The organism is Nocardia sp. NBC_01377, assembly GCF_045040005.1.
Lineage (GTDB): Bacteria > Actinomycetota > Actinomycetes > Mycobacteriales > Mycobacteriaceae > Nocardia > Nocardia noduli.
Genome location: NZ_CP109566.1, coordinates 250,217 through 274,465 on the forward strand (window position 1 = coordinate 250,217; position 24,249 = coordinate 274,465).

17 protein-coding genes, 1 tRNA gene and 1 pseudogene are annotated in these 24,249 nt (G+C 64.7%); 10 read left to right on the top strand and 9 right to left on the bottom strand.

Annotated elements, in window-relative coordinates; translation table 11 throughout:
* Positions 1-23: 23 nt before the first annotated feature.
* Positions 24-656, bottom strand: a complete 633-nt coding sequence (locus OG225_RS01130) for a sigma-70 family RNA polymerase sigma factor (RefSeq protein WP_405180031.1) — start codon at positions 654-656, stop codon at positions 24-26.
* 524 nt (positions 657-1,180) lie between these two features.
* Between OG225_RS01130 and OG225_RS01135 the strand changes: the two genes are divergently transcribed.
* Positions 1,181-1,612, top strand: a complete 432-nt coding sequence (locus OG225_RS01135) for a PPOX class F420-dependent oxidoreductase (protein WP_405180032.1) — start codon at positions 1,181-1,183, stop codon at positions 1,610-1,612.
* A gap of 61 nt (positions 1,613-1,673) precedes the next feature.
* Here OG225_RS01135 and OG225_RS01140 read toward each other — a convergent pair.
* Positions 1,674-1,747, bottom strand: a tRNA-Arg gene (locus OG225_RS01140).
* Positions 1,748-1,956: 209 nt separating this feature from the next.
* Here OG225_RS01140 and OG225_RS01145 point away from each other — a divergent pair.
* From OG225_RS01145 to OG225_RS01155, 3 genes are all read left to right on the top strand, one after another.
* Positions 1,957-3,999 (top strand): cytochrome c oxidase assembly protein, encoded by a 2,043-nt coding sequence (locus OG225_RS01145; RefSeq protein ID WP_405180033.1) that lies wholly within the window; start codon positions 1,957-1,959, stop codon positions 3,997-3,999.
* A gap of 71 nt (positions 4,000-4,070) precedes the next feature.
* On the top strand, positions 4,071-5,135 hold the full coding sequence (locus OG225_RS01150) for a serine/threonine dehydratase (protein WP_405180034.1): 1,065 nt from the start codon (positions 4,071-4,073) through the stop codon (positions 5,133-5,135).
* Positions 5,136-5,369: 234 nt separating this feature from the next.
* Positions 5,370-7,844 (top strand): beta-glucosidase, encoded by a 2,475-nt coding sequence (locus tag OG225_RS01155; protein ID WP_405180035.1) that lies wholly within the window; start codon positions 5,370-5,372, stop codon positions 7,842-7,844.
* Between the two features lie 170 nt (positions 7,845-8,014).
* Here OG225_RS01155 and OG225_RS01160 read toward each other — a convergent pair whose 3' ends face one another.
* The 3 genes from OG225_RS01160 to OG225_RS01170 form a co-directional block, all read right to left on the bottom strand.
* Complete coding sequence (locus tag OG225_RS01160; protein ID WP_405180036.1) at positions 8,015-9,628, bottom strand: UvrD-helicase domain-containing protein; 1,614 nt, start codon at positions 9,626-9,628, stop codon at positions 8,015-8,017.
* A gap of 16 nt (positions 9,629-9,644) precedes the next feature.
* On the bottom strand, positions 9,645-11,630 hold the full coding sequence (locus OG225_RS01165) for an ATP-dependent nuclease (RefSeq protein WP_405180037.1): 1,986 nt from the start codon (positions 11,628-11,630) through the stop codon (positions 9,645-9,647).
* 396 nt (positions 11,631-12,026) lie between these two features.
* A complete protein-coding gene (locus OG225_RS01170; RefSeq protein WP_405183527.1) occupies positions 12,027-12,260 on the bottom strand; it encodes a hypothetical protein in 234 nt (77 codons plus the stop codon).
* Between OG225_RS01170 and OG225_RS01175 the strand changes: the two are divergent.
* Both OG225_RS01175 and OG225_RS01180 read left to right on the top strand, forming a co-directional pair.
* Positions 12,180-12,717, top strand: a pseudogene (locus OG225_RS01175) (IS5 family transposase); the annotation flags it as partial. The gene OG225_RS01170 and the pseudogene OG225_RS01175 sit on opposite strands and share 81 nt — an antisense overlap.
* A gap of 213 nt (positions 12,718-12,930) precedes the next feature.
* Positions 12,931-13,605, top strand: coding sequence for a hypothetical protein (locus OG225_RS01180; RefSeq protein ID WP_405180038.1), 675 nt, complete (start codon positions 12,931-12,933; stop codon positions 13,603-13,605).
* Between the two features lie 392 nt (positions 13,606-13,997).
* Here OG225_RS01180 and OG225_RS01185 read toward each other — a convergent pair whose 3' ends face one another.
* Positions 13,998-15,623, bottom strand: coding sequence for a vWA domain-containing protein (locus OG225_RS01185; protein ID WP_405180039.1), 1,626 nt, complete (start codon positions 15,621-15,623; stop codon positions 13,998-14,000).
* A gap of 648 nt (positions 15,624-16,271) precedes the next feature.
* Here OG225_RS01185 and OG225_RS01190 point away from each other — a divergent pair.
* From OG225_RS01190 to OG225_RS01200, 3 genes are all read left to right on the top strand, one after another.
* Positions 16,272-16,496, top strand: coding sequence for a PIN domain-containing protein (locus OG225_RS01190; RefSeq protein WP_405180040.1), 225 nt, complete (start codon positions 16,272-16,274; stop codon positions 16,494-16,496).
* Positions 16,451-16,777 carry a hypothetical protein gene (locus OG225_RS01195; RefSeq protein ID WP_405180041.1) on the top strand — a complete coding sequence of 109 codons (327 nt, stop codon included), beginning with the start codon at positions 16,451-16,453 and terminating at the stop codon, positions 16,775-16,777. The genes OG225_RS01190 and OG225_RS01195 overlap by 46 nt, the downstream gene beginning before the upstream one ends.
* Before the next feature lie 379 nt (positions 16,778-17,156).
* A complete protein-coding gene (locus tag OG225_RS01200; protein ID WP_405180042.1) occupies positions 17,157-18,524 on the top strand; it encodes a TetR/AcrR family transcriptional regulator in 1,368 nt (455 codons plus the stop codon).
* Between the two features lie 144 nt (positions 18,525-18,668).
* On the opposite strand, the gene OG225_RS01205 is transcribed toward OG225_RS01200, so the two are convergent.
* From OG225_RS01205 to OG225_RS01215, 3 genes are all read right to left on the bottom strand, one after another.
* Positions 18,669-20,108: an NF041680 family putative transposase gene (locus tag OG225_RS01205; RefSeq protein ID WP_405183148.1), complete on the bottom strand. Its 1,440-nt coding sequence runs from the start codon at positions 20,106-20,108 to the stop codon at positions 18,669-18,671.
* A 142-nt stretch (positions 20,109-20,250) separates the two neighbouring features.
* On the bottom strand, positions 20,251-21,063 hold the full coding sequence (locus OG225_RS01210) for an IS5 family transposase (RefSeq protein ID WP_405180043.1): 813 nt from the start codon (positions 21,061-21,063) through the stop codon (positions 20,251-20,253).
* A 114-nt stretch (positions 21,064-21,177) separates the two neighbouring features.
* Entirely contained in the window at positions 21,178-23,040 is a 1,863-nt protein-coding gene (locus OG225_RS01215) for a hypothetical protein (RefSeq protein ID WP_405180044.1), read from the bottom strand.
* Here OG225_RS01215 and OG225_RS01220 point away from each other — a divergent pair.
* A complete protein-coding gene (locus tag OG225_RS01220) occupies positions 23,026-24,249 on the top strand; it encodes a glycosyltransferase (protein ID WP_405180045.1) in 1,224 nt (407 codons plus the stop codon). The two genes, OG225_RS01215 and OG225_RS01220, sit on opposite strands and share 15 nt — an antisense overlap.

Below are 24,249 nucleotides of genomic sequence, written 5' to 3' on the forward strand. Positions count from 1 at the left end.
GTGACCAGTGTGCAACCCTCAGGTCAATTGGTCAACTGGTTGGACCAGTCATTCCATTCGCTGTTCAGCCGCACTTCCAACTGCTTCAGGCCACAGCGGATGCGGCTCTTGACGGTCGGCAACGGGATGTCGAGCAACTCCGCGACCTCCCGATAGGTGCGGTCGCCGTAGAAGGCGAGTGCGATCGACTCACGTTCCAGCGCGGTCAGTCGACCGAGATGGTCACGCACCGACTGATGGTCGAAACGCAGATCGACCTGTTCGGTGACCGTGTCGTGCCCCGGCCGGAAATCGGCACTGCCGTAGGCGTTGTCGCGGTCCGTACTGGCCTGCTCGGCCCGGACCAGATCCACCGCGCGCCGGTGCGTGAGCATCATCAACCAGGTCAGCGGGGCCGAGCGGGAGCGATCGTATCGATGGGCGCTGTTCCACGCCTGGAGGTAGACCTCCTGCATGATCTCCTCGGCCATGGTCGGGCTCCGCACGATGCGCACCGCGAGTCCGAACACCCGCCGGTTGGTCGCCCGATAGAACTCGGCGAACGCGTTTTCGTCCCCCGCGGCGGTGGCGGTCAGCAGGTCGCCGAGGTGATGGCGAGGAAATTCCAGCTCGAGAGAAGACGCCACTTCATCCCGTTGCTGTGCGGTGACTATCATCGCTTGCTCCACATCCGGTAAGGCTGAGAGATCGCTGTTCGGTGCCGAGATCGGTCAGATCGACAGGGGCCGGGACGCGGCCATATGCTATGAAATCCCTGTTCCCCCGCATTTCGGCCCCGAATGCGGCACGCTATGTCGCGTACCGCAGTCAGTCGATCGACCGAGCGATCCGCTCGCCGATGAGCGCCGCTCGAATGTTGCTGCGATCGAGATACTGCGCACTGTATGACGTATCGCCCACACCCGCACCCGATTTGCGCCAGATTGGGGGATTCGCAACCTGCGAAGTCTGCGTATACCGACTTTCGGTACGAAAATGGAGCCGACCTGCGGAAATATCACGCTTCGGCCACGTTCCGCGTGATCTCGGGCGTGGTCCCGACGCCCGAGGCAGAGAGCGGGCGACCGTCCCGTGACGAACTTCGCTTTGGCCGCCGTCGCGGGCTCGATGAGCGATCGGGATATGGGGATGAGTCTTCCGGCCATGTTCCCGGATACCCCACACGGGTAGCTTTCGTGTAATGACCGAACTTCCTGATCGCATTCGAAACATGCTGGACGACAATAACTTTGCGGTGGTCGCCACGGTGAACGAGGACGGCTCACCGCACACGTCGGTGGTGTGGGTGGACAGGGATGACGACGCCCTGGTGTTCACGACGACCGCGCGACGTCGGAAAGGGCGCAATCTCGCCCGCGACCCCCGGGTCAGCGTGACCGTGCTCGACTCCGAGGATCCCTACCGGACGATCGATATCGCGGGAACCGCCGAGCTGCTGCCGGATCCGGACAAGCGACTTCCGGCGCGGTTGTCCCTGACAATACGTGGGGGAGTTACCGCCGCCGGAGCCCGCGGACGTTCGACGGTGGATCGTGCGTGTCGTTCCGGAACGGATCACCGGCTTCGGAACCTGACGCTCCGGAATTCGACGTCGGGATTTCCGGCTGTTTGAGCGTTGCGCTGTGTGGGTAGTCCCGGGTTGACCTGGAATATTCCAGGTCAACCCGGTGTTGCGCCCCCGGCAGGAATCGAACCTGCGACCTAGGGATTAGAAGGCCCTTGCTCTATCCAACTGAGCTACGGAGGCAGTGGGGCAACCTCGGTCGACGTCGACCGTGCTGTCCAGCACGGAAAGTATAGCGACCGTCCAGCTGGCTAAGTTCTCAGTGTCAGCAACGTTTCGGCCACCTCGGTCGCGCGGAAGGACGTACTGACCGGGGCGGTCAGGTCCGAGATCAGATTATCCGGCCGAGCCCGAACGGGCCACGCCATATTGTTGGAACTACGCTCAGTCGTATGTCATTGCCGCAGGATCAGCCCGTCGAAACCGATGTCTCGGACGTCGGCAGGTCGGGTGCGGCGGGGAATTTCGGAGTGCTCGCGGTGATCGCCGGTGCGGTCGCCGCGGTGGTCGCGGCGCTGGTGGTCGGGTTGTCGGCGGCGCACGCGCTGAGCCTGCTCGGCATACCGGATCCGGGCCCGGTGACGACCTACGGTCTGCCCGCGATCAGGGCGCTCGCCGATCTGTCGGCCGCGCTGACGGTCGGTTCGCTGTTGTTCGCGGCCTTCCTGACACCTCCGCAGCCGGACGGGCTGCTCGACGCGGGCGGCTATCGGGCCGTGCGGCGCGCCTCCTGGTTCGCGCTGGCGTGGGCGAGCTGCGCGGCGCTGCTGGTCCCGTTGACCGTCTCGGATACGACAGGTCAGCCGGTCGGGCAGGTGTGGCGGCCCGAACAGTTGTGGCGGGCTGTCGACCAGATCGCGCTGGCCGAGGCGTGGCGCACGACGGTGGTGTTCGCGGTGATCGTCGCGGTGGGCTGCAAGCTCGTGCTGCGGTGGGGATGGACGCCGCTGCTGTTCGGCGGCGCGATCGTGACCATGATGCCGCTGGCGCTGACGGGGCATTCCTCCTCCGGCGGCGCGCACGACCTGGCCACCAACAGCCTGATCCTGCACCTGATCTCGGCCGCGGTGTGGGTGGGCGGGCTGTTCGCCGTCCTCGCTCACGCGATGCGCGGCGGCGCGCACACCGATATCGCGGCTCGCCGGTTCTCGCTGACGGCGACCGTCGCGTTCGTGGTCATCGGCGTCAGCGGTGTGATCAATTCCTGGGTCAGGGTTCCGCTGGACGAACTGTTCACCACCACCTACGGCAGGCTGGTGCTCGCCAAAGCGGCAGCGCTGATCGTGCTGGGGATCCTCGGTTACTTCCAGCGTCGCGCGTCGCTGCCCGCGCTCGCCGCCGACCCGCGTGACCGTGCCGCGCTGATCCGTTTCGGTGGGGTGGAGGCGGTGATCTTCGCCGCGACCATGGGGTTGGCCGTCGGACTCGGACGCACCCCGCCGCCACCGCCGACCAGTGTTCCCACACCCGCCGAAGTGGAACTCGGATACGACCTGGCGGGACCGCCGTCGGCGAGCCGACTGCTGTTCGACTGGCGTTTCGATCTGATCTTCGGGACCTTGGCCATCGTGCTCGCGGTGGTGTATCTGCTCGGGGTGCGGCGGCTGCGGTCGCGCGGTGACGCGTGGCCGGTCGGGCGCACGATCGCCTGGCTGTCGGCGTGCGCGGTCCTGCTGTTGGCGACCTCCTCGGGCGTCGGGCGGTACGCGCCCGCGGTATTCAGCGTGCACATGGGCCAGCACATGGCGCTGTCGATGCTCGCGCCGATCCTGTTCGCCCTCGGCGGCGCGGTGACCTTGGCGCTGCGAGCGCTGCCGCCCGCCGGACGCGGCGGGGTGCCCGGACCGCGCGAATGGATTCTCGCCGCGGTGCACAACCCGGTCTCGCGGTTCCTGACCCATCCGATCGTGGCGTCGGTGATCTTCGTCGGCGGGTTCTACGCCCTCTACATGGGCGGAATCTACGACTCGTTCGCGGATTCGCACGCCGCGCACCTGCTGATGAACATCCATTTCCTGCTCAGCGGATACCTGTTCTATTGGGTGGTCGTCGGGATCGACCCGAAACCGCGTCAGGTGGAACCGCTGACCAAACTCGGGATGGTGTTCGGTTCGCTGCCCTTCCACGCCTTCTTCGGCATCGCGCTGATGAGTATGACGACGGTGATGGGCGGGTGGTTCTTCCGCGGTCTCGGGCTGGACTGGAACGGCGATCTGCTCGGCGACCAGCGCACGGGCGGCAGTTTCGCGTGGGCGAGTGGCGAGGTTCCGCTGGTCGTGGTGATGCTCGCGCTGCTCATCCAGTGGTCTCGTGGCGACGCCAAGCTGGCCAAGCGCATCGACCGTGCCGCGGAGCGCGATCACGGCGTCGAACTCGCCGCCCACAACGCCATGTACGCGGAGCTGGCGAAACGGGATCGCGAGGTGCGCAAGTGAATTGCGGGCAATCGGCGATGGTGGACCTCGGGCATGCGTGAGGTGAGCGGAACCCGTCACACTCGTGCACGATGGACCTCGACGCGGGGTTGCTCGGGCGCCGGTTGATCGTGAGTGAGCACAATGTGGCAGTGAGTGGACCAGGCATCGGCGCCGGTTTCGGTGGCTCCGTGCCCGGTGGTGGTGTGGTCGGGGCCGGTCCCGATGACGCGGGCGCGCCCCGACGGGTTTCCCGGTCGGACGCACGCGAGGCGCGTAAGAGGCTGGCGGGGCGGATACGCAAGACACCCGTGCTGCACACCTCGATCGCCGGTCCGAACGGCCCGGTGCCGGTCACGCTGAAACTCGAGTATCTCCAGCACGGCGGGACATACAAGGTGCGGGGCAGTCTCAACGCGTTACTCGAGTCGCCCGTCTCGGCGGGCGAGGTCGTGATCGCCTCCGACGGCAACGCGGGTATCGCCACGGCGGTCGCGACCACGCAACTGGGTAAGGCGTGCACGGTCGTCGTACCGGAATCGGCGCCGCATACGAAGGTGGCGGCGATGTGGTCGCACGGCGCCGAAGTCGTGTGGCACGGCACCACCTACGGCGAGGCGCGTCGCCACGCGGCGGATCTGGCGACCGAACGTGGGGCGCTCCTGCTGCGCGTCGACGATCTGCCCGCGGTCGTCGCGGGCGCCGGGGTCGTCGGGCTGGAGCTCGAGGAACAGGTTCGTGGGCGGCCACCGGTGTTGATCTCGGTCGGTGGTGGCGGGCTGGTCGCGGGTGTCGCCTCGGTACTCGGTCGCAGGCAACAGGTGATCGGCGTCGAACCCGTCGGTTACCCGGCCCTGCACACCGCGTTGGAGACCGATCCCGCCGTAGGACCCTGCTCGCCGGATGCTCCGCACGCGCACCGCATCAGCGCGATCGCGCTGGGGATCGCGCGGCGCTACGACATCCGCTCGCTGCTCGTCGCCGATGACGCCGTCGTCGCGGCCAGGGAATACCTGTGGCGCGAATTCCGCATCGTCGTGGAGGCGACCGGTGCCACCGCGCTCGCCGCCGTGCACAGCGGTGTGTACGTGCCGCCGCCGGGTGAGCGGCCGGTGATCGTCCTGTGCAGCGCGAATACCGAACACGTCGTGCAGTGAACCGCCGCGATCACGCCTGATATCTCGGTCGCGTCCTGACCGCGAGCGGATGCCGATGTTCCACATTGCATAACAGGTCGATATCCCCTGGCGCGGGAGGTCGCTGATTGATAGCTGATGCGTAGATTGGCACTCGGTGACACAACGTGAACCGCGTGGTCGTCGGGCCGGATCAGGTGCGGTCGAATCATGCGGTTCGGCTGTTCAGGCTCATGATCCGAGGGAGAAGCACTGATGTCCGAGCTGACCGACGACACCCTGCACGCGCTGGTCGGCAAACTGGATCTGGCACAGAAGGTGCGGTTGCTGACAGGTTCCGACATCTGGTCGACGCCCGAGGAGCCCGCCATCGGCCTGCGGTCGATGACCATGTCGGACGGTCCGTCCGGGGTACGCGGACCGGTGTGGGACGAACGCGAGCCCTCCCTGAATCTGCCGTCCGCGACCGCGCTGGCCGCGACCTGGGATCTCGAGATGGCCCGCGCCTACGGTGCGACCTCGGCGGCCGAGGCGCGGCGCAAAGGTGTCGACATCGTCCTCGGGCCGACGATCAATCTGCAGCGCAGTCCGCTGGGCGGCAGACATTTCGAGGCGTTCTCGGAGGATCCGCTGCTGACCGGTCAGCTGGCCGCCGCGTACGTGCGCGCGGTACAGGAGCACGGGATCGCGGCGACCCCGAAGCACTACGTGGCCAACGATTTCGAGACCGACCGCTACACCGCCGACGTCGAGGTCGGCGACCGCGCGCTGCGCGAGCTGTATCTCGCGCCGTTCGAAGCCGCGGTGCGTGCGGGCGCGTGGCTGGTGATGTCGGCCTACAACGCCGTGCGCGGCGTGACGATGACCGAGAACCGCCTGCTCACGGCGCCGCTGCGCACCGAATGGAAATTCGACGGCGTGGTGGTGTCGGATTGGACCGCCGTGCGCAGCACCGAGGCATCGGCGAACGCGGACCAGGATCTGGTGATGCCGGGACCGGAAGGACCGTGGGGGGAGGAACTCGTCGCGGCGGTGCGCGCGGGAACGGTGCCGGAGGCGGCCGTCGACGCGAAGGTGGCGCGACTGCTCCGGTTGGCGGCTCGGGTCGGCGCGCTGAACCTGACCGATCGTGATGCTCCGGTCGCGGGAAACGGCGTGGGTCGCAGCCGTGTGTCCCACACGCCCGACACGGGCCTGAGGGTGGCGCGCGAGGTGGCCGCGGCGGGGATGGTTCTGGTCCGCAACGAGGGTGAATTACCGTGGCCGAGTGCCGGTCCCGGGACGATCGCGGTGATCGGCGAAGCGGGCTCGTGGCCGCGCACGCAGGGCGGCGGGAGTGCGACGGTGGTACCGGACGAGGTGATCGACCCCGTCCAGGGACTGCGCACGGCACTGCCGGACGCGACGATCATCGCCCACCCGGGGGTCCCGGTGCAGACCGGAATCCAACCCTTGCCGCTGACGGCCATGACCGATCCGTCGATCGGTGAGCCCGGCCTGCGCGCCCGATTCCTCGACGGCGACGGGGCCGAACTGCTGAGCGAGCATCGTGGCGCCGGTCAACTGGTCTACCTCGGAACGGTCCCGAAAGGCGCTGTGACGCTGGAACTCACCACCGAATACCTCGCGGGACCCGACGACCCCGAAACCGTGCTGCTCGGCGTCGCCGGCATCGGTGCGACCCGGATGGAGATCGACGGTGCGCCGGTCCTCGACACCGTGCTCACCGGCAGCGGCGAGGCTCTCGGTGCGGCGTTGTTCACGCCGGGGGTCGCGACGGTTCCGGTGAGCACCGACGTCGTCCACGCGGTGCGTGTCCGGCAACGACTCGCCACCGACGACGCGATGCCCGGCCTGGTCGCGATCACGCTCGGAACAGCCAGCGGCACAGCGAACCCCGCGAAGGCGATCGCCGAGGCGGTGGCGCTGGCGCGTGCGTCCGATGTCGCGGTGGTGGTGGTCGGCACCGGTTCGCAGACCGAGAGCGAGGGTTTCGACCGCACCACCCTCGCGCTGCCGGGCGCACAGGACGACCTGGTGCGTGCGGTGGCCGCCGCGAATCCGCGCACGGTGGTCGTCGTCAATTCCGGTGGTCCGGTCCTGCTCCCGTGGCGCGACGACGTGGCCGCGGTGCTGCTCGTCTGGTTCGGTGGACAGCAACTGGGGCACGCGCTCGCCGATGTCCTGCTCGGTCACCGGGAGCCGGGCGGTCGATTGCCGACGACCTGGCCCGCGGCCGAATCGGACGTCCCGGTGCTGTCGACGACATCGGTGCGCGGGGTCCTGCGCTATGACGAAGGCATTCATATCGGCTATCGAGCCTGGTTGAAGGCAGGTGTGCGGCCTGCCTACTCGTTCGGACACGGGCTCGGCTACACGACCTGGGCGCTGACCGATCTCGTCGTCGCCGACCCGACCGTGAACGGTTCCGTCGACATAGAGGTCACCGTGCACAACACCGGCGCCAGGGCCGGTAAGCAGGTCGTTCAGGTCTATCTGTCGCGCGGGGAGTCGACCGTCGACCGCCCGGTGCGCTGGCTGGCGGGCTTCACCCCGGTCGAGGTCGAGGCCGGACGATCCGTCCGGATCCGTATCCCGCTGTCGCCGAGGACTTTCGCGCATTGGGACGAGAACTGGCGTATCGAGCCCGGTGTCTTCACCGTGCACGTGGGGACCAGTTCGACGGAGTTGCCACTGTCCGCCGACACCGCCGCGCTCGCCGCGGTATGAGGCGAAGCACGGGTTGTCCACAATCCGGAAAGTTGTCCACATTCCCGAGATCGCGCTGCCACGAGGGTAGGTGGTCGACCACGCTGAAGGTGCCCCCGTGACACGGGGGAGGACAACCGGGGGTCTCCCGGTCCGGATGCGAAGGGGCGTAATCATGTACGAAGCGATGGCTACCGTGATCGGGGTGAGATGTCGGTTACACACTCCTCGCCGGTCGTCGACTTTGTGGCCTTGCGAGCCGCCCGCTTCTTCGGCGGCGGGGCGGCCGGGAACACTTCGATGGTGCGGTAGCGAGCTCTAGTAGTCGCGACGTAAATCTTGCGGTGGGTGTCTTGGGTCACGGAGAGCCCAGCGCCGAGCACCTTGCGTTCGTTGTCGCTGAGGAAAACACCGACGATGTCCCATTCCCCTCCCTTGGCTTGGTGGGTGGTGAGGCCTGGTACGGGACGTCCGGGGCAAGTTATGCGCGACTGAAGTAAGGCCAGCCGTTTGGTATGCGCTGTGTGCGCAGGACGGAGGTTCCGGGCGGACACGGCACCGACAACTGCAACGAGCTCGTTGTACGCAGTCTTGATGGCAGCGGGGGTCCCGGGCTCGAGTTTCTCAATGACCCGCTGGAGGGCGGGCTCAAGTTGTCTCACCACGTCGCGGTCTTCGATGTTGAGCGCCGTGAGCGCGTCGCCGAGGTATGTGGCGTCCAGATCGAGGATGTTGCGGGTGACATGGTTGAGCAGGAGGGTCGCGGCGGCTTCTTCGTACCCGCCTTTGAACGAATTGTAGGCGAGTGGGAGGACACCGCCGATTGCCCAAAGGTCCTTCCAGAACAACGCGAGGGCTACGTCGAAGTCGGCCAGGTCGGCGGGAAGGACGACTCCGGCTCCGTTTCGGAGGTTGTTGGCGAGTTCGGTTTGTTCTTCCGTTTGCCACCGAAACGATCGCGTGAGAGGCAGCGTCGGGATGCTGTTTCGGGTCAGCAAGTCGGGCACGACGTGCGGCTTCGCACCTCGGAACAGGTAGAGCGCCTGCCACGGATCACCGACGAGGGTGACAGCGACACCGGCCGCGATGGCGGCCTCAATTATGGCGATATCGAGCTCGTTCGCGTCGAAGACCTCGTCGACCACGAGCGCGCGGATCTGCTGCCCCAGGCGTTCTCGAATGTGTGTGTCGCAGTCAGGGCGTGTCAGAGCGTGCTGAAGGATGCTGCGGACGTCGTCATGGGTGCAGATACCTTGGAGCATGTGCGGCACGATGTTGACCGCTGGGACGCGGTTCGCGTAGCTCGTCGCAAACGTCTCTTTGAACGTCAGAGACTTGCCGTTCAGCCCTAGTTCGTAGATGGAACGGGTGGACGTCGTACCGCCGCAGGATGCCCAGCTGTCGCGGACCGTGAGTTTCACGTTTCCGTCGGGCCACAACTTCTTCGCGCCTGGCCACTCGACGAGCCCTTCACGGAGGAGGTCGTGAAGGAGGTCGGACATGATCGTGTCGAGGGTGACGATGCGGTGGGGCCAGGCAAGAGCTTCGGTGCCCCAGAGACGCTGGACCCGGCGACGCAAATTGTATGTGGCCGCACGGGTGAAGCTGACTGCGACGACTGCACGCGGGTCGTGCCGGTACTCGGCAGCGAACCGTTGGACGCCGAATCGCTGAGCCGAGACGGTTGTTTTCCCGGTTCCTGGGCCAGCTTCGATGAAGATGTTCTTCTGCCTGGTGGCCGCCGCGTGCCTCTGCTGAGCGGTCAGCGTATCGATCGCGCCTGCGTGAGCGAGAGAGCCAGTCACGATTGTCCGACCTCCTTCAGAACTCGTCGACGTCGAGGCTCTCCGGCCCAGTTGTAGTGGCTTGGTCAGTGTCGTCGGTTGCGACCGTCGAGTCAGCGACGGCGCCTGCGTCCTCCGACGGCGGTCCTGAAGCCAGCGACGATGGTAGGGCGGCGTGCAGGAACTGGAAGATGTTCACGTACGGATGAGGTACGTGAACATCGATGTTTCCTGCGTATCGAGCGTCGCGAAGCCGCCCGGCGAGCGCTTCGGCGAACTCACCCTTCTTCGACGCGCCTGGCCCGGCTTTGACCGTCTGGCCGTCATCCTTGTGCTTGCCGCGGAAGATGTCCCGCACTGCCTCGGGGGACACCTCGTCGGGCACGTCCAGGCCGACGTCTTGCAAGGCCAGCCGAATGTAGCCCGCGTTGAACTCGGTGAGTTGCGGTTCCAGCGTTGGGTGGCTGTGCTCGACGAGTAGGACGTCGGGGTCGTGGTCGGCCGCCCACGCCGGCTGCTCCGGCTCCTCGTCGAAGTCCTGGTCGCTGTCTCGAAGAACCGCCACGCGGCCGCAGAGTTCGTGGTCTCGGGTCGCGAGTAGCCTGACGGCCCATGGGCCGACTTTGGTGCCCATCGGGACGATGCTGAGCGCGTCGATAAACGCCTGCTTGTCCACGTCGTCGCTGGCCCAAGCCCATCCGAGCTCACGCAAGACGGCTACCTCGGTCACCCCTTCCACGAGCAGGACTCGGTTTGCAAACAGCGAAGCCGATCGGCTGGCGTCCAGGTGCAGCCTGGCCTTCCGCAAGACCTCGTCCCGTGCGGTGAGCGGAATTTCCGCGACAGCCCGTGACAGCGGGCGACCCTCGCGATCTCGGCGGATGATGACCAACTCGGTCGGGTCACAGGAGGTAATGATGTCGGTCGCGTGGCTGGACAGAACGACCTGCAGCTCGGGGCGGAGCTCGACCTCACGCCGCAGGTATCGCACCAGGGAGTGCTGCAGTTGCGGGTGCAGGTGGGCCTCGGGTTCCTCGATCAAAAGGGTCACGTGGAACGGGCTATCCGGAAAGAAGGAGTCCTCGATGCTCTCGCTCTCGGCCCTGGCTTGGGCCAGGATGCGGTCGGCTTCGACAAGTTGGTCCGCGGTCGGCTCGGGTGGCGGAACCGCGTGCTCGGCCTGCTGCGGACCCGGCGGCTGCGGTGCTGTATCGGCAGGCTGAGCGAGGGCCGCCTGTGCGGCAGCCGCTGATGCTGCGATCTGGGTCGCGTCCGGGATAGCGGCGAGAGTGACAGCGATGTGGAGCAGGTTCACGTAACCGAGGGCCACGACTTCCAGCGGCAGCGCGTCGGCGCGGCCCTCGAAGGTGGCGAGCATCAGTTCCAGCACCCTGGCCAAGTAGCGGTCATCGATGACTTGGCCACGAATGTAGGGCCAATTTCGCGACACGCCGGCCGAGAGAGCCCGAAGGTTCTCCCCCACCCGGTCCTCCAGGTCTTCGAGAACCGCGTGCGTCGCGAGCTTCTCGAGCAGCCGGGAAGCGTGCGCCCGTAGGTCTGACAGGTCGCGACCACGACCACGGTTCTGCTGCTGTGCACGCAGGAGTTCCACCAAGACTCGCGCTTCGCGGCGCGACAGCTCATCGAGGGGGTTGCGCCACGCGGGCAAGTGCACCAGCAGAATCTTGTCCTCGACTCCACTTACGGACGCTGTCAGGACCTGAGTTTTGATGCTCCCCATGCTCCGGTGCAGGGTCCGCGCCCAGAGGGCCGCGACCGTGCCGGGCGCCGAACGGCCGCTCTGCGCCTGCAGTTGAAGGCCAAGCGGGCCCTCCTTCGCGGCATCCGCCTCGAACTTGTACGCCAGCTCGACGTCCCGGTCACCTGGTCCGAGGGCGGCAGCCGAGTGGCGCGGCAAGTATGGGAATCGCTCCGGGTGCCCCAAGTACACCGCATCGCTGAACGTAGTCTTCCCTCCGCCGTTCGCGCCCGCGATCACCGCGAACCGCCCCGGAAGCGACACTTCCAATGGATGGTCGACCGAGCCCCGCAAGCCCCGCACACGCACTCGGCTCAAATACACAGGAAACCCTCTCGAATCAACCGATATCAACGTCGCGCTATCAAGCTGGGAGCCTAGCGCGCCCCGTCGCCCGCGTGCTTAACCTGCTGTTCGCCGACTGGATCGCGGGGTAGCAAGGTCCCGGGTTTCCTACCGCATTCGCGAACCACTAAGGCTGCGGTCATGATCGGATTGTCTGGTGCACCGTCGGGCACGGGTGCAAGGTTACCGGCAGGCCGAGCAGGCATGCGGTCGATTCCTTGCCTGACAGCGAGCCGGACGTGGTGACTGCGGACAGGGCATACTCCCGGCGATGAAGTGGGAGTTGTTGCGCCACAGGGAGTCTCCGCACTCATGTCAAACCCTGCTGACCAGATCGCGCACCGCTGAAGCGAGGGCATCGCGCTGGGTCTGCAACTCGTCGTCCAGCATCCAGCAACCGAAGACGACCGCGAACGCATCCGTACCTACGCACAACGAAAAGATCTGGTAGGAGACCGAACTTCTGGGGTGGAAGACGAGGTGGTGACCGATGCGTTGTGGGCGCGGTTGGAGGCGTTGATTCTGGTGCAGCAGCGGAGTTTCCGTCATCCGGGTCGGCGCCGGAGAGTGACCATGCGGCGTTGGAGGGGATCCTGTTCGTGGCTCGCTCCGGGATCGGGCGGAACTATTTGCCGACCAGGTTGTACGGGGCCTCGGGTGCGACGTGCTGGCGACGGCTGGCCGAATGGCAGGAAGCCGGGGTGTGGCAGCGGTTGCACGAACTGGTGCTCACCGAACTACGCGCGGCGGGGAAGCTGGACCTGTCGACCGCGTTTGGTCGATGGGTCGCATCTGCAGGCTTTGAAAAGGGGACCATGTCGGTCCCAGCCCGATCGACCGCGCGAAACCCGGTTGCAAGCACCACCTGATCACCGACGCCGCCGGAACACCCCTCGCGGTCACCCTGACCGGCGGAAACTGTCACGACGTCACACAACTGATCCCGCTACGGGACGCGCTACCGGTCCTGCACGGACGTCGCGGGCGGCCGTGGCGGCGGACTCGATAGCCCACAATTTGGGCAGCCTCGCGCGGCTGCCAACGTTGACAGGTACGGTTCCTCTTGTAGCGCAGTCTGATTCGATGAACAGAGGGTCCGGTGGCTAATGGTAGGTTTTCGGCAGCAACCAAAGCGTTGGTAGCGGCGTGTGCGGGCTACATGTGCACCAATCCTGACTGCAACCGGCTACTCGTGGGCCCGGAGGTCAAGACCGGAGACGTGCTGCTCAAGAGCAACATCGGGAAGTTCGCGCATATCCAGGGCAGAGAGTTCGCAAGCGCTCGACACGACGCGGACATGACCGACGAACAGCGATCTGAACCGGCCAACGCGATCTTCCTGTGCGGTGTCTGTCACGATCTTGTCGACAACAACAGCGGCCCTGGATATTCGGTGGCGCTGCTGACCCTATGGCGCGACGATCACACCGCCAAGGTACGGCGGCTGCTTGCCAGTCCGCGCCTCCCACTTCTGCCCGAATTGATGAGACTTGAGCACAACGCGAAAGTTGTTCAGCAGGTGTTCGACATCCTCGCCGACAAGCGATCGCTGCACTATTCGGTCCACATGGAACTCTGGCCCCACGTGATCAAGGCGCTGCGGAACCTGCGATCAGAGATGAACCGGGCTCTGCGCGAGATGGCCGACGACGATCAGTTGCGAAAGGATCTGAAAGCCATCGGTGCCGCAGCACGAAACCTGATGAAGAACGTAATCGTCGGAGACGACGGATGGCCGAGCAAAGGCGAGATTCACGCGAATCAGCACTTGGACGTCATGCGCGAAGAAATCGGTTCCATAGTGAATCGTCTCGCGAAGACCTACAACATCCCGATCCCCCATGAACTACAGCTTCCAACCTGGACGCTCGGCGTCGGACTCGGCCGTCCCTGAGCTGCGGGTATTTTCGCGGACAGTGGGTGATGGCTACGACTTCACTCGGACGAATGAGGTAGACTAGGCCACCGAGTTCGGCTTCGACGCAGCCGATGGTCGAGGAGCCCGGCGTTGTCAAGTTGAGTAAGCCGTAGGAGTCCGCGTCGTTGGCGAGACCATCGCCGCCATCAAGGTTGAGTGTTGTCGGACTCACTGTATTGCCGCTGGTCGCGTGGGCTGCTCCGGACATTGGGAGTGCGGAGTCGGCCCCACTCGCGGGGGTGAGATGTCGGTTACACACTCCTTGATTGCCCGCGTGTGGGAGGGAGGACGTCACATGCTGCTGACAGCCCGCTGCCGCCTCGGGTCACTTGATTGGGGCAGGTCAGGGCGTGCAACTGGCGCCGATGTCAAACGATGTGAGTGTGGACACGGATCTCGCAGTCGCGCAGTTGATTGAGGGCGTCCCTGTCGACTGACCGGAATGGTTGTTTGTCCGTTATTAGATGGATGTCGATACGGTCCGCAAAATTCGGCAACGTCTTTATGTATTGAAGCCAAACTTCGACGGCGACTGACAGATTCTCGCCGGGTGTTGCCGGTACCAAGCTAAGCCCGGCGCTGTTGATTGCGTCCTGAGTTAGCGCTGGGAGGCGCACCAGGGTCGGGTTTTCCTCGCCGAACGTGGTCAGGTAAATCTTCATTGGGCCCAGGCCGTCTGCCGTGTCGGGGAAGAGCTCGCTGTTGGTCATCGTCAGGATGTATTGCAATGCAGCGCCAGGTGCCATACTGCCGCTGACGTCCACCGCGACGATCCCGACGCTGCCGATGACATGGTCCGACCAGCATTTCTTGAGCCAGGCGGTGGTGAGCGATATCGAGCGCGAGCCTGGCTGCAGGTGCTGGGCTAATGCTGTTTCCGTGCTACCGATGACCTTAGTGTCGAGTGTGTCGATTCCGGTTTTCAGGGAGTAGAAGGAAGCGCCGAGAGCGCATCGCGGTTCCCATTCGAGCAGTGAGAGGGTGGCACCCTTCATGTCCTGGATTTTATAATTCGATCTCGCCTTGGCCTCGACAGCGAGAATGATCTGTTCGGTCGATGCGCCGGGTGCTGCAGCGCTATCAGCGTGGTCGGCGATAGTGACCAGGATCTCGGGACGGTCTTCAGCGTCTGCGATCAACGAGGCTGGGGGTGTCGATTGATGCTGGTAGTAGCAGCGTAGCTGGCGACCCTGCTTGAGATCGCAGACCGATACCGCTTTAGGGTTGGTCGAACCAGCCTTGATGTCCCAAACCCCTCCAGTTGTGATTGGCGACCACTGCTCGATGTCGTAGCTGTCCAAGACCATAAACAGGATCCAGATCTCATAGATCTGCCAGCGTTGAGTCCAATAGGGAAGGTCGAAAAATCTGCGGAGTTGCGGTGCGCTTACCGTGCGGAATGCTGCCTCCAGGTCGGCAACCCCTTTATCGAGATATTCTGCTGTGAAGAGGCTTTCGTAGCTACATGGGCCATCGATCCACCCGCGCCGGCTCAGTTCAGGGAGGATCGACGGAAGCCTGTCGAGAAACCAGTCGACGTCGTGGCGCGCGCCGTCCGAAAGAGGTGGTGTCGAGGTTTCGGCTTGCAACGCACTTTGGAGAGCCCGTTCTACGCGCGCAAATCGGAGAGCTGGCTGCCCGTCGCACCCGGCGCAAGCTATCGGCGGAACTCTGCCGGGCTCGCGTGTGAAGCAGGCGGGTGGCCAGTGTGCGTCGTGACCGTTGGCCAGTGGTGTGCGTGCGGGCAGCCGGGCGCGGTCGAAGACTGAAGAGAGCGCCTCCTCGACCACTGTGCGTTCGTATGCGGCGTACTGCTTGGGATCGAGGTTCAAGCTATTCAGATGGTTGTCGGTGAAGGTCGCCGTCAGGTTGGCGACCGCCTGCGTATGGGAAATTCTGCCGAGTACCGCGAATACATCGCGAACCATGGCCGCGACCGGCGCGGCTGCCGTTGCCGCCGCAATGAGTATGGTGGCGGGCTCCTCGGAGGACAACGCCTCTCGAAGGTTTGGCCCGGTGGGACACCAAACGCTTGCCGTAGGGCGGCGTCGAGTTCTGTGTCGTGGTTCGCCTCATAGAGGCCGAGAGCTTCGAGCACATTGTCAACAGAAGTCGGATCGGCCACGGTCTGCCTCCTGGTCAGCTAACGTGCTTGCTCGTGAGAAGTGGACTGCAGGAACGGTAGTCACCTGTTGGGCGCGAGGGAAGGTCAGTGACCTGCCCCACCGGGCGGGTTAGACGACGAGGTGTCGGTACAGCGGCCCATGTTAGTGATCCATACGAACATGGTGTATGCCGATCGGACGCTGCAGTCGCCGCCTGGAAGGCATTAGCCTTGGTGGTGGCGGTGGGAGACGTGGAGGTGGCATTTCCGGAGATCTGGTGCGGGAAACCGCGCGGCACATGTACGTTGCAGCCAAGGACGCCCGCAAGAAGTTGGAGACGGCCGTCAAACTGATCGAGCAGAATTTGGACGCCTCGGCCTCTCAGACGACTGGCCCGTCCTGTCGAAGTTCCCGAGGTCCGGGAGTTGCGCGACTCTGAGGGGCTCAGTCAGGATCGTGCGCACCAGTTCTTTCGTGAGCGGTTGGCCGCCATGGGTTTTGCCGCTGCGCCGATCGCAGCACCACCTCATGAACTGATTGTGGAGTGGTCGTTGCGGTCGCACCCATCCATTCGATGACACCGATAAGGGCTATCGTGATGCGTTGATCTGGTTGACGTTTGCCGAGGCCACGAAGGGCGACCTGGGTCGATGCGTGGTATTTGTGAGCAACGACAATGACTGCCTCAAGAAGGGGGGTGCAGCGATACTTCGGGGGTGGCTGTACAGACCGGAAGGCGTGTCGGGATCGCTCCACTGGTGATGATGCACGGTTTCGCTGGAGTCAAGGAATGGGTGGCCCCGTACGCCGAAGTGTTCAGCGCGGCCAGGCTGGCGTATCTGGTCTACGACCATCCCGGTTTTGGAACCTCCGACGGTGAACCGCGTTTCGAGGTCGACCCTGCCGCGCAGATCGTGGGCTACCGCGACGGCATTACTTTCGCCCAGACCCTGACCTACCTCACCATCTACAGCGTCGACTCGTCCTATTCACCGGTAGCGTCGGATTCCAACCTCATCCGATCAAGATTAGAACACCTGTGACATGATGAAACATCCACCACCCCTATGTATCCCGAGCCGGGGCAATCACCAAGTCTGTGCGAGATCCAGTATCCACGTTCTGTCGACAATCCAGTGGCTGGGTCCCGGCAATTGCGCTCAAGCGCAATCTGATTCGCGCGTTGCCTCGGCTGTCACGGCGATGCCGATCCTGGCAGCCGACCCTGCCAGACACCTTCGAACAGCAGGCGGCGCAGTCAGGTCGCCCCTGTTGTCGCGGCTCAGGGTTGACTTCCCGTTCTGCGCGATACATCGGGGAGGTTTCGTGCGGACGCGGCAGCCCGGGCATACTTTACTTGAGATTAGGACCGCGCAGGCGACCTTTCGAGGTCGTATGCCGTGAGCGCAGATTGGACATGTCGTGGCAACAACGAGCTCGGCCTCAACACGCGAGCGGCTGCTGACTGCGGGCCGTGAGTTACTTGTCGAGATCGACGTCAACATCTTGACAAGTGGCCTTCTCGTGGAACATGTAGCCGAGCGAGCGGGACTGTCCACCCAGACCTTCTACAACATCTACCCCCGGCGATCGGAGTCCGGGGTCGTCGGCGGGAAGGCTGCATTTCTTGACGAGTTATTGTCATCACTGTTACCGCGACGAGAATCAGACATTCAACAGAGAGTGCAGTCCGAACTAATCAACCGGTCAGCGGAGGCCAGCGGCGATCCACGCAGAATTATCCGCGATGTTTGTCGTTGGGACTTCGAACGCGTACGGGATTCTCCTGAAACGCAACTTCGATTTGTTGTCTGCGCGGTAGCCGCCGACCATAGAGAGGCGGTTGCCAGAATTCAATCTCATTATAATGATATCGTACATATCGCCAACGAAACTAATTCTGGGATGCTCCGCGCGTGGAGTGCCAGTTTACGCCAACCCTTTACCCTCGATCGGTTGGCTGTGGTGCTGTCGGCGTTAGTTGAGGGGCTGGTGTTACGTTCGCGGTTTGACCCGGATGCCGTTCCGTCCGACTTGTTTGGCGAAGCAGTTGTAGCATTACTTGGATCGATCATCGATATCGATCAGACCCATGGGCATATTGACGATGTAATGGCCCCGCTTGCCGAAGCCGCTATCAAAAGCTATCAACTTGCCCACACCGTCGAACTTCCCGATGATCCTGAGCAGGCCATCATCGATTCTGCCCGACTTGAGTTCGGACAGCGCGGATACTTCGCAACTGAGCGCGCTCAAATCGCAGGACGAGCGGGCGTCGATCTCGAAACGCTTCGATACCTATTTCCGTCGAACGTCGATATCGTAGTTGCAGGACTGAAACCGGCGTACGACGCCCTTCAGAAGCGAATTGCAGTTGACACCCGACTGCGGCGGACGCCGCTAAGCATTATTCAACGCTATGGTGTCAGATTTGCCGAGCTTATCGCCGAAAACCGGTCGTTTTTTGACGCGATGGCTCTGGTGATCAGCCTGCAGACTGCACAGGCGCCGGTCAATGCGACTCGCATTCGTGAAGAATTGTTCTTCCCTGGACTCGTCGTCGACGCGTTTACCGAAGGGCAAGCACACGGCGTCTTGAATAATGGCGTTGCTGCGATCGAACTTGCGTCTACCTATACCAACAACATTATCTTTCGATGCCTAAGTCGTCGTGATGAATCTGCAGATTCCATAATCTCAGTAATCGACCTGATATTTTTTCAGGGGCTCCTTAGCCGACCCGCTGCTTCTGGCCCACCCCACTCTTTGGGCTCCAGTCCACCTGGCTGAAACAGGGTTCACGCTCGTCCACGATGGAGCCGGGCGACGATGGAAGGTACGCGTGCCAGATATTCTTGCCGAAACCTGCTGCGGTGAAAGCCGTTTCGTTCGGTCCTCCGGTATTCCTCGACGTCGGTGGCTCTAGCTTGAGTTTTAAGCTCTGCGGCGTGGTCGTGGTCCGGCTGGTTTCGATGCTCTGGCGTTGCCGGCGGTCTTGATGTGCACGTCGTAGCGTGGTGCCGGGCGCTGGTTGGGGTGGCCTGCGGGTCGTCCGGGTCCGGGTCGGGAGGGTTTCGGCGCACCGGCGGGGCAGGCGGTCTTCGGGCGGAGGTGCCGAAACCACCGCCTGACTCGAGCGGGTGTAAGCCGTTGCGGGGCAGTGGGTTTCTCCCAGGGGTGCCGGAGGTCGGTGGTGAGGTCGCGGGCGAGGCGTAGCTGGGTGTAGGTCGCCAGCAGCAGCCAGGTCCACCGATCCGCTGAGGCCGGGTCACGCAGTTTCGGGCTGGTCCAGCCGAGGGTCTGTTTCAGCATGCGGAAGGTGTGCTCGATATCGAACCGGCGCAGGAACGCCTGCCACAACAGATCCACCATCGCGGCGTCGAGGTCGACGACCGAGTGCCACAACCACACCGGTTTCGGGATCGCTCCCGAGGGCAGACGAGCGACGTCGAGTCGGATGACGGTGCCCTCGATCACCGGCAGTGTCCCGGTCGCGGCGACCCAGGACGAGCGGTGAGTCAATCTGGGGTGCAACCGATTCCACGATCTGGCGGTGGCCGGACCGTAGAGCCGAGTATCGGTCGTGGTCGCCGTGGCGGGTTCTCCCCAGGTGGCCGGGTCACCGAAGACGAACTCACCACCGTGACGGGGTGGTCGACCGTTGGTGCCGGGCGGTCGTGGCGGTACGGCCCGGCGCAGGACCCGGTCCGAACGCATCCGTCCCAACACGGCCACGGGCAGATCGGCCAGCAGGAACGCCAGCCGGGGCGAGTCGTAGCCGGAGTCGGTCACGACCCAGATATCGGGGTCACCCGGGCACCAGTGCCCGGCCTCGATCAGGTTACCGATCACGGCGCGTAACTGGACGGCGGTGACCGTGGCCGCGTCGTCACCGGGAGTCAAGCGGACAGCGTCCAGCGGCGCGGTCCAGGAACTACGCCCCGATTCCAGCGCGCACACCACCGAGTACGGCCACCCCGGGATCATCAGGTGAGAGTCCTTGGCCCGGCCGTAGGTGTGACACAGAATCCGCTGCGGACACGTATGCGCTTCCGGGCGTAGCCAACTGGTGATATCCACCGCCAACACCAACCGGCCGTCAGCCGTTCGCGGCAACGGCGCCGCGGTCAGCGTTCGCCGCAACCGATCGACCTCGATCCGGCCTCGGTCCAGCGCGCCGTAAACACTGCCGTGACCTCGGCGATGCTCACCGACCAGCGACAGCTCCGGCAACGAGCGCACCGGCCCGTCCGCGCACAACACCGCATCGGCCAGCTCGAACAACGCATCCGCTCGTGCGGTCAGACACCGATACAACTCCTGCCGGAACCCCGACAGGTCCCCGAGCGCACCGGTCGAGCCGGTGTCGTGCACACTGTTCAACGAAGCCCTTGGGTCGAAGTTCTCTCTGTCGCAAGAGGAATCATCACCCAAGGGCTTCATTCAAGATCAACCAGGGCCCACACTCCGGCCGCCCGAGCTTAAAACTCAAGCTAGGTCGTGTTTTGAAAGTCGGTCAGCGTAGCCACTGGTTGATGGCCGCGATGTGGATCGTGGCGAGGTAGCGGACGGCGAGTTTGTCGAATCTGGTCGCGACGGCACGGTGGTGTTTGAGCTGATTGATCCCGCGTTCGACGGTGTTGCGGCCCCGGTAGATGTCGGGGTCGAACGTGGGTGGCCGCCCACCCCGAGGGCCTCGGTTCCTGCGATGGCAGGCCTGATTATCGGGGATCGCGATGGTGGCCTTGATACCGCGCCGCCGTAGATATTCACGGTTGGCGCCGGAGGAGTACGCCTTGTCCGCGAGCACCCGCTCGGGCCGCGCTCGTGGCCTGCCCAGCCCGAGCCGGGGCACCCGGATCGCTTCCAGCACCGCGACGAACTGTGGACTGTCACCGCTTTGACCGGGTGTGAGCAGCAACGACAACGGGCGCATGCCCTGCTCGCACGCCAGGTGCAGTTTGGTCGTCCAACCACCACGCGACCGACCCAACCCATGGTCTCGTGGCTCGGTGTCACACCCGCCGGGTGGCTCCCGCTGTTGCTGCCCGTCACGGCGGGCACCGGCAGCGTGTTGATGGGCGCGCATGATCGTGGAGTCCACACCGATCTGCCAGCCGATCATGCCCGCGGCGTCAGCGAAGGCTTGTAGCGCTTTGAGGATGAAGGCCCAGTTCCCGACTCGCTGCCAGCGCCGGAACAGTCCGTAGACCGTCTGCCAGGGCCCGTACTGCGGTGGCAGATCCCGCCACGGCACACCCGCCCGGGTCCGCCACCGGATCCCGTCGAGGACCCGGTGCAGTGGCGGGCGCGCTGGGAGGACGGCCACAGAGCGTGTCCGGAAGCATCAGGAGTCACACCACCCGGCTCACTGCGGCACGCTATGGGCAGCTACGTCGACCACGAAACCGCTACCGTACCGTACATATAAAAGTCGGCAACCTCAGCGCGTTCGCCCCTGGCGTGGTGGACGCTTGGCGGCCGGCGCCAGCTCGTCGTCGAGACGACGAGCCTCGCGCAGTATCGTTTGTGCGTTCGGGAGTCCCAGGTCCTGATACACCTCGGATAGGGCTTTCAATGCGGCGATCGCGGTGGTTGACGGCCCCGGCATGGATTCGCGACAGTAGTCCCTCACCGCCTCCAGATGGGTGCGTGCCGCCCCGAGGTCTCCGGTCTCGTGGGAGAGTAGGCCGAGATTCAGTTCGATCTGGGTCCACCCGTAATCATGCTGTTTCATCAGTCGCGATGCTCGGATCAGTTGCCGTTTCGCCTGTTCCACCCGGCCTGCACGGGTGGCCCCGGGCCTGTGACGTACTTCCAGCAGTTGCACTGCATGATCGTTGAGGGCTTCGATGAGCAGAGCGCGGATGGATCCGGTGGGCTCCTCGCCACCGAGTTCATCGAGGATGGCAATCGCGAGCGCGTGTGCCCGTTCGGCATCGTTGCGGCGCCCTATCGAGGCGAGCAGCGAGCCGTGGACGTTCAGGCTTTCGGCGTATGCCTCGGTCTTCTCGCCGATCGCTGCGGCCAGCTCTTGCAGTCCGCGGCCGGAGACCACGAGGGCGTCCTCGAAGCGGTTTGCCAGCCGGTAGGCGAGAGCGAGATTGCCCGCGCAGTCCGAGTGCAGCACGGGATCGTTGCTGTCCATGCTGAGGCTGACTTCGAGTGCTCGTTCGCCGAGCGCGATGGCTACGTCGGCATCTTCCAACCCTTCTCGGGCATACACCGAGGCCCGGTCGAGGAGGTACGCGACATCTCCGAGATTTACCTGGTCTCGTTCTCCGGCGGCGCAGAGTGCGAGCACGTGAGGATACCCGGCCTGCCAGAGGTCCCATGACCGCACGCTGTGCGTGTCGTCGGGCAGTGCGGAGGTCAGGAATCGCAGCATTGCCGAGGTCCAACGCAGATTCTGAGCAGCAGTGGCTCGGTCGACCATCAGGGGCGCAATCCGGGCTGCGATGTGGACGGAATCGCGCTTCAGTTCGACCAGGCCTCGTCCACGAAGCTCGGTGAGGGTAGCGCGGAGGCGGTCCGGTTGTGCGCAGATGTCCGGTATCAGGCCGGGCAGGCAGTCACCGGCCGCGCGCAGGAGTGCCTGCGGCAGAGGCTCTCCGGGGGCCAGGCGAGCTAACGCCTGAAGGAGATCGCAGCCTTCGGGGCGCACCTGGCCGAGGCGCCGCCACTCGTAGTCGAGAGTTGTCACGTCCATGACGGTGCCCTCGGGCAGGTCGGTCGACAGCGCGGACCTGAGTTCCGCGGCGATCAGCTGCAATCCGTCGATGGAGTCCTTGTCGCCGTGCGCGCCGCCCGCCCACATGAGGCTGTGCACGCGACCGCGCCTCGCGGCCGGGCTGTCTGTCGCCTCCCTCTGCGGAAGTAGATCGCGGTGCTCATGGTAGATCTCGATCGGCGTGCGTCCCTCATCGATGAAGACCGCCCAGCACCGAATCGCCCGCGTCCCGATCGGGCTGATGGGGTGCCTGGACTCCGCGAGTTGGTTGAGTCGCTCCCGGACCCGGGCAGCGATCCAGCGGCCGCGGTCTTCCGGTGGCACCGCGCGCGGCCCCAGCCCCGCGAAGATCGGGGCCTCCGCGACCGTGACCCGCGCCTTGCGTAGCTGGCCCGGTGTGCAGCCTTTGAGTTCCTTGCGGACGAGATCGCGCACCGGGACCATTGCACTGGCCCAGCGACGCCACTCGGGCGCGAAGTCATCGGTCACGAATCCACTCCCTACCAGTGCTTTCATACGATCGATATTCTTTTCATACGGCCGCCTCGCTGAAGTGTCGCCATGACCGATACGCACACCGATTCGCCGATGTCCTACCTCTTCGCCTGCGACGAGTGGTTCTCCAAGACCGGCGGCATCTCCGTAGTCAACCGGAAACTCGCGAAGGCCGTGGCCGAGATCGGCAATCCGACCATGTGCCTGGTCGAATCCGCCACCGAAGAGGAGCGTTTGGAGGCCGCTGCCTGCGGCGTGCGTCTGGTGGTCGCAGGGACCACGCCCGCCGGTCCCGACCTGCACCTTCCTGTCGATGAGATCCTCTCAGCCGCACCGGATGTCGTTGTGGGCCACGATCGGATTACCGGTCACATCGCCTGGTTGTACGCGCGCCGGTACGGCGACAGCAGGCTCGTGCACATCCAGCACACCGCACCTGCCGAGATCGAGCCGTACAAGGACGTCACCTCCGCAGGCTCGAAAGCCGATACCCGCGAGGCATTCACGCGTCAGGTGGCGAACTCCGCGACCGTGGTCGCCGGCATCGGTCCCCGGCTGACGCGCTACGCGGAGCACGTTCTCGGCGACGGGTACCGCGCGGTGCCGGTGGTTCGGCTCGATCCCGGACTCGATGTCGAAGGTGGAACCATCGAGAGGCGGCGGCAGGTCCCGGTGAAGACGACCGTCCTGGTCCTCGGCCGGACCGGTGACGTGACCCTCAAAGGCCTCGATATCGCCGCTGCGGCGGTCGCGTCGTTGCCTGCACCTGGTGCGCTGCCCGTACCCACCCTCCAGGTCCGAGGTGCGCCCGCCGCAGCCTGTGATGCCGTGCACGCGGAGCTCGTGGCCGCGTCCGGGCTCGCTCGTGGCCGCATCGACGTCCGCCCCTACACGGGCGACTCTGCCGTCCATCGCGACCTGCGGAGCGCGGCACTGTGTCTGATGCCTTCGCGGGCAGAGGGGTTCGGGCTGGTTGCCTGGGAAGCGATCGCTGCAGGTACTCCGGTGTTGCTCAGCGCGCACAGTGGTGCGGCGGAGCTGCTGCGCGAACATCTCGGCGTCGTCGCGGAGACGATGATCGTCGATGTCACCGACGATGTCGACCACGATCGCCGGATCTGGGCCGACGCCATCTACCGAGTCCTGAGCGATCTGCCCGCGGCGTTCGTACATGCCCATCATGTCCGAGCGGTTCTCGCCGCCTGTCTCCCATGGTCCGCAGCCGCCGGTCGGCTGCATGCGGCGGTCCGGGCGGGTCGGAACACCGCGCGATTCGAGCCGATTCCGTGA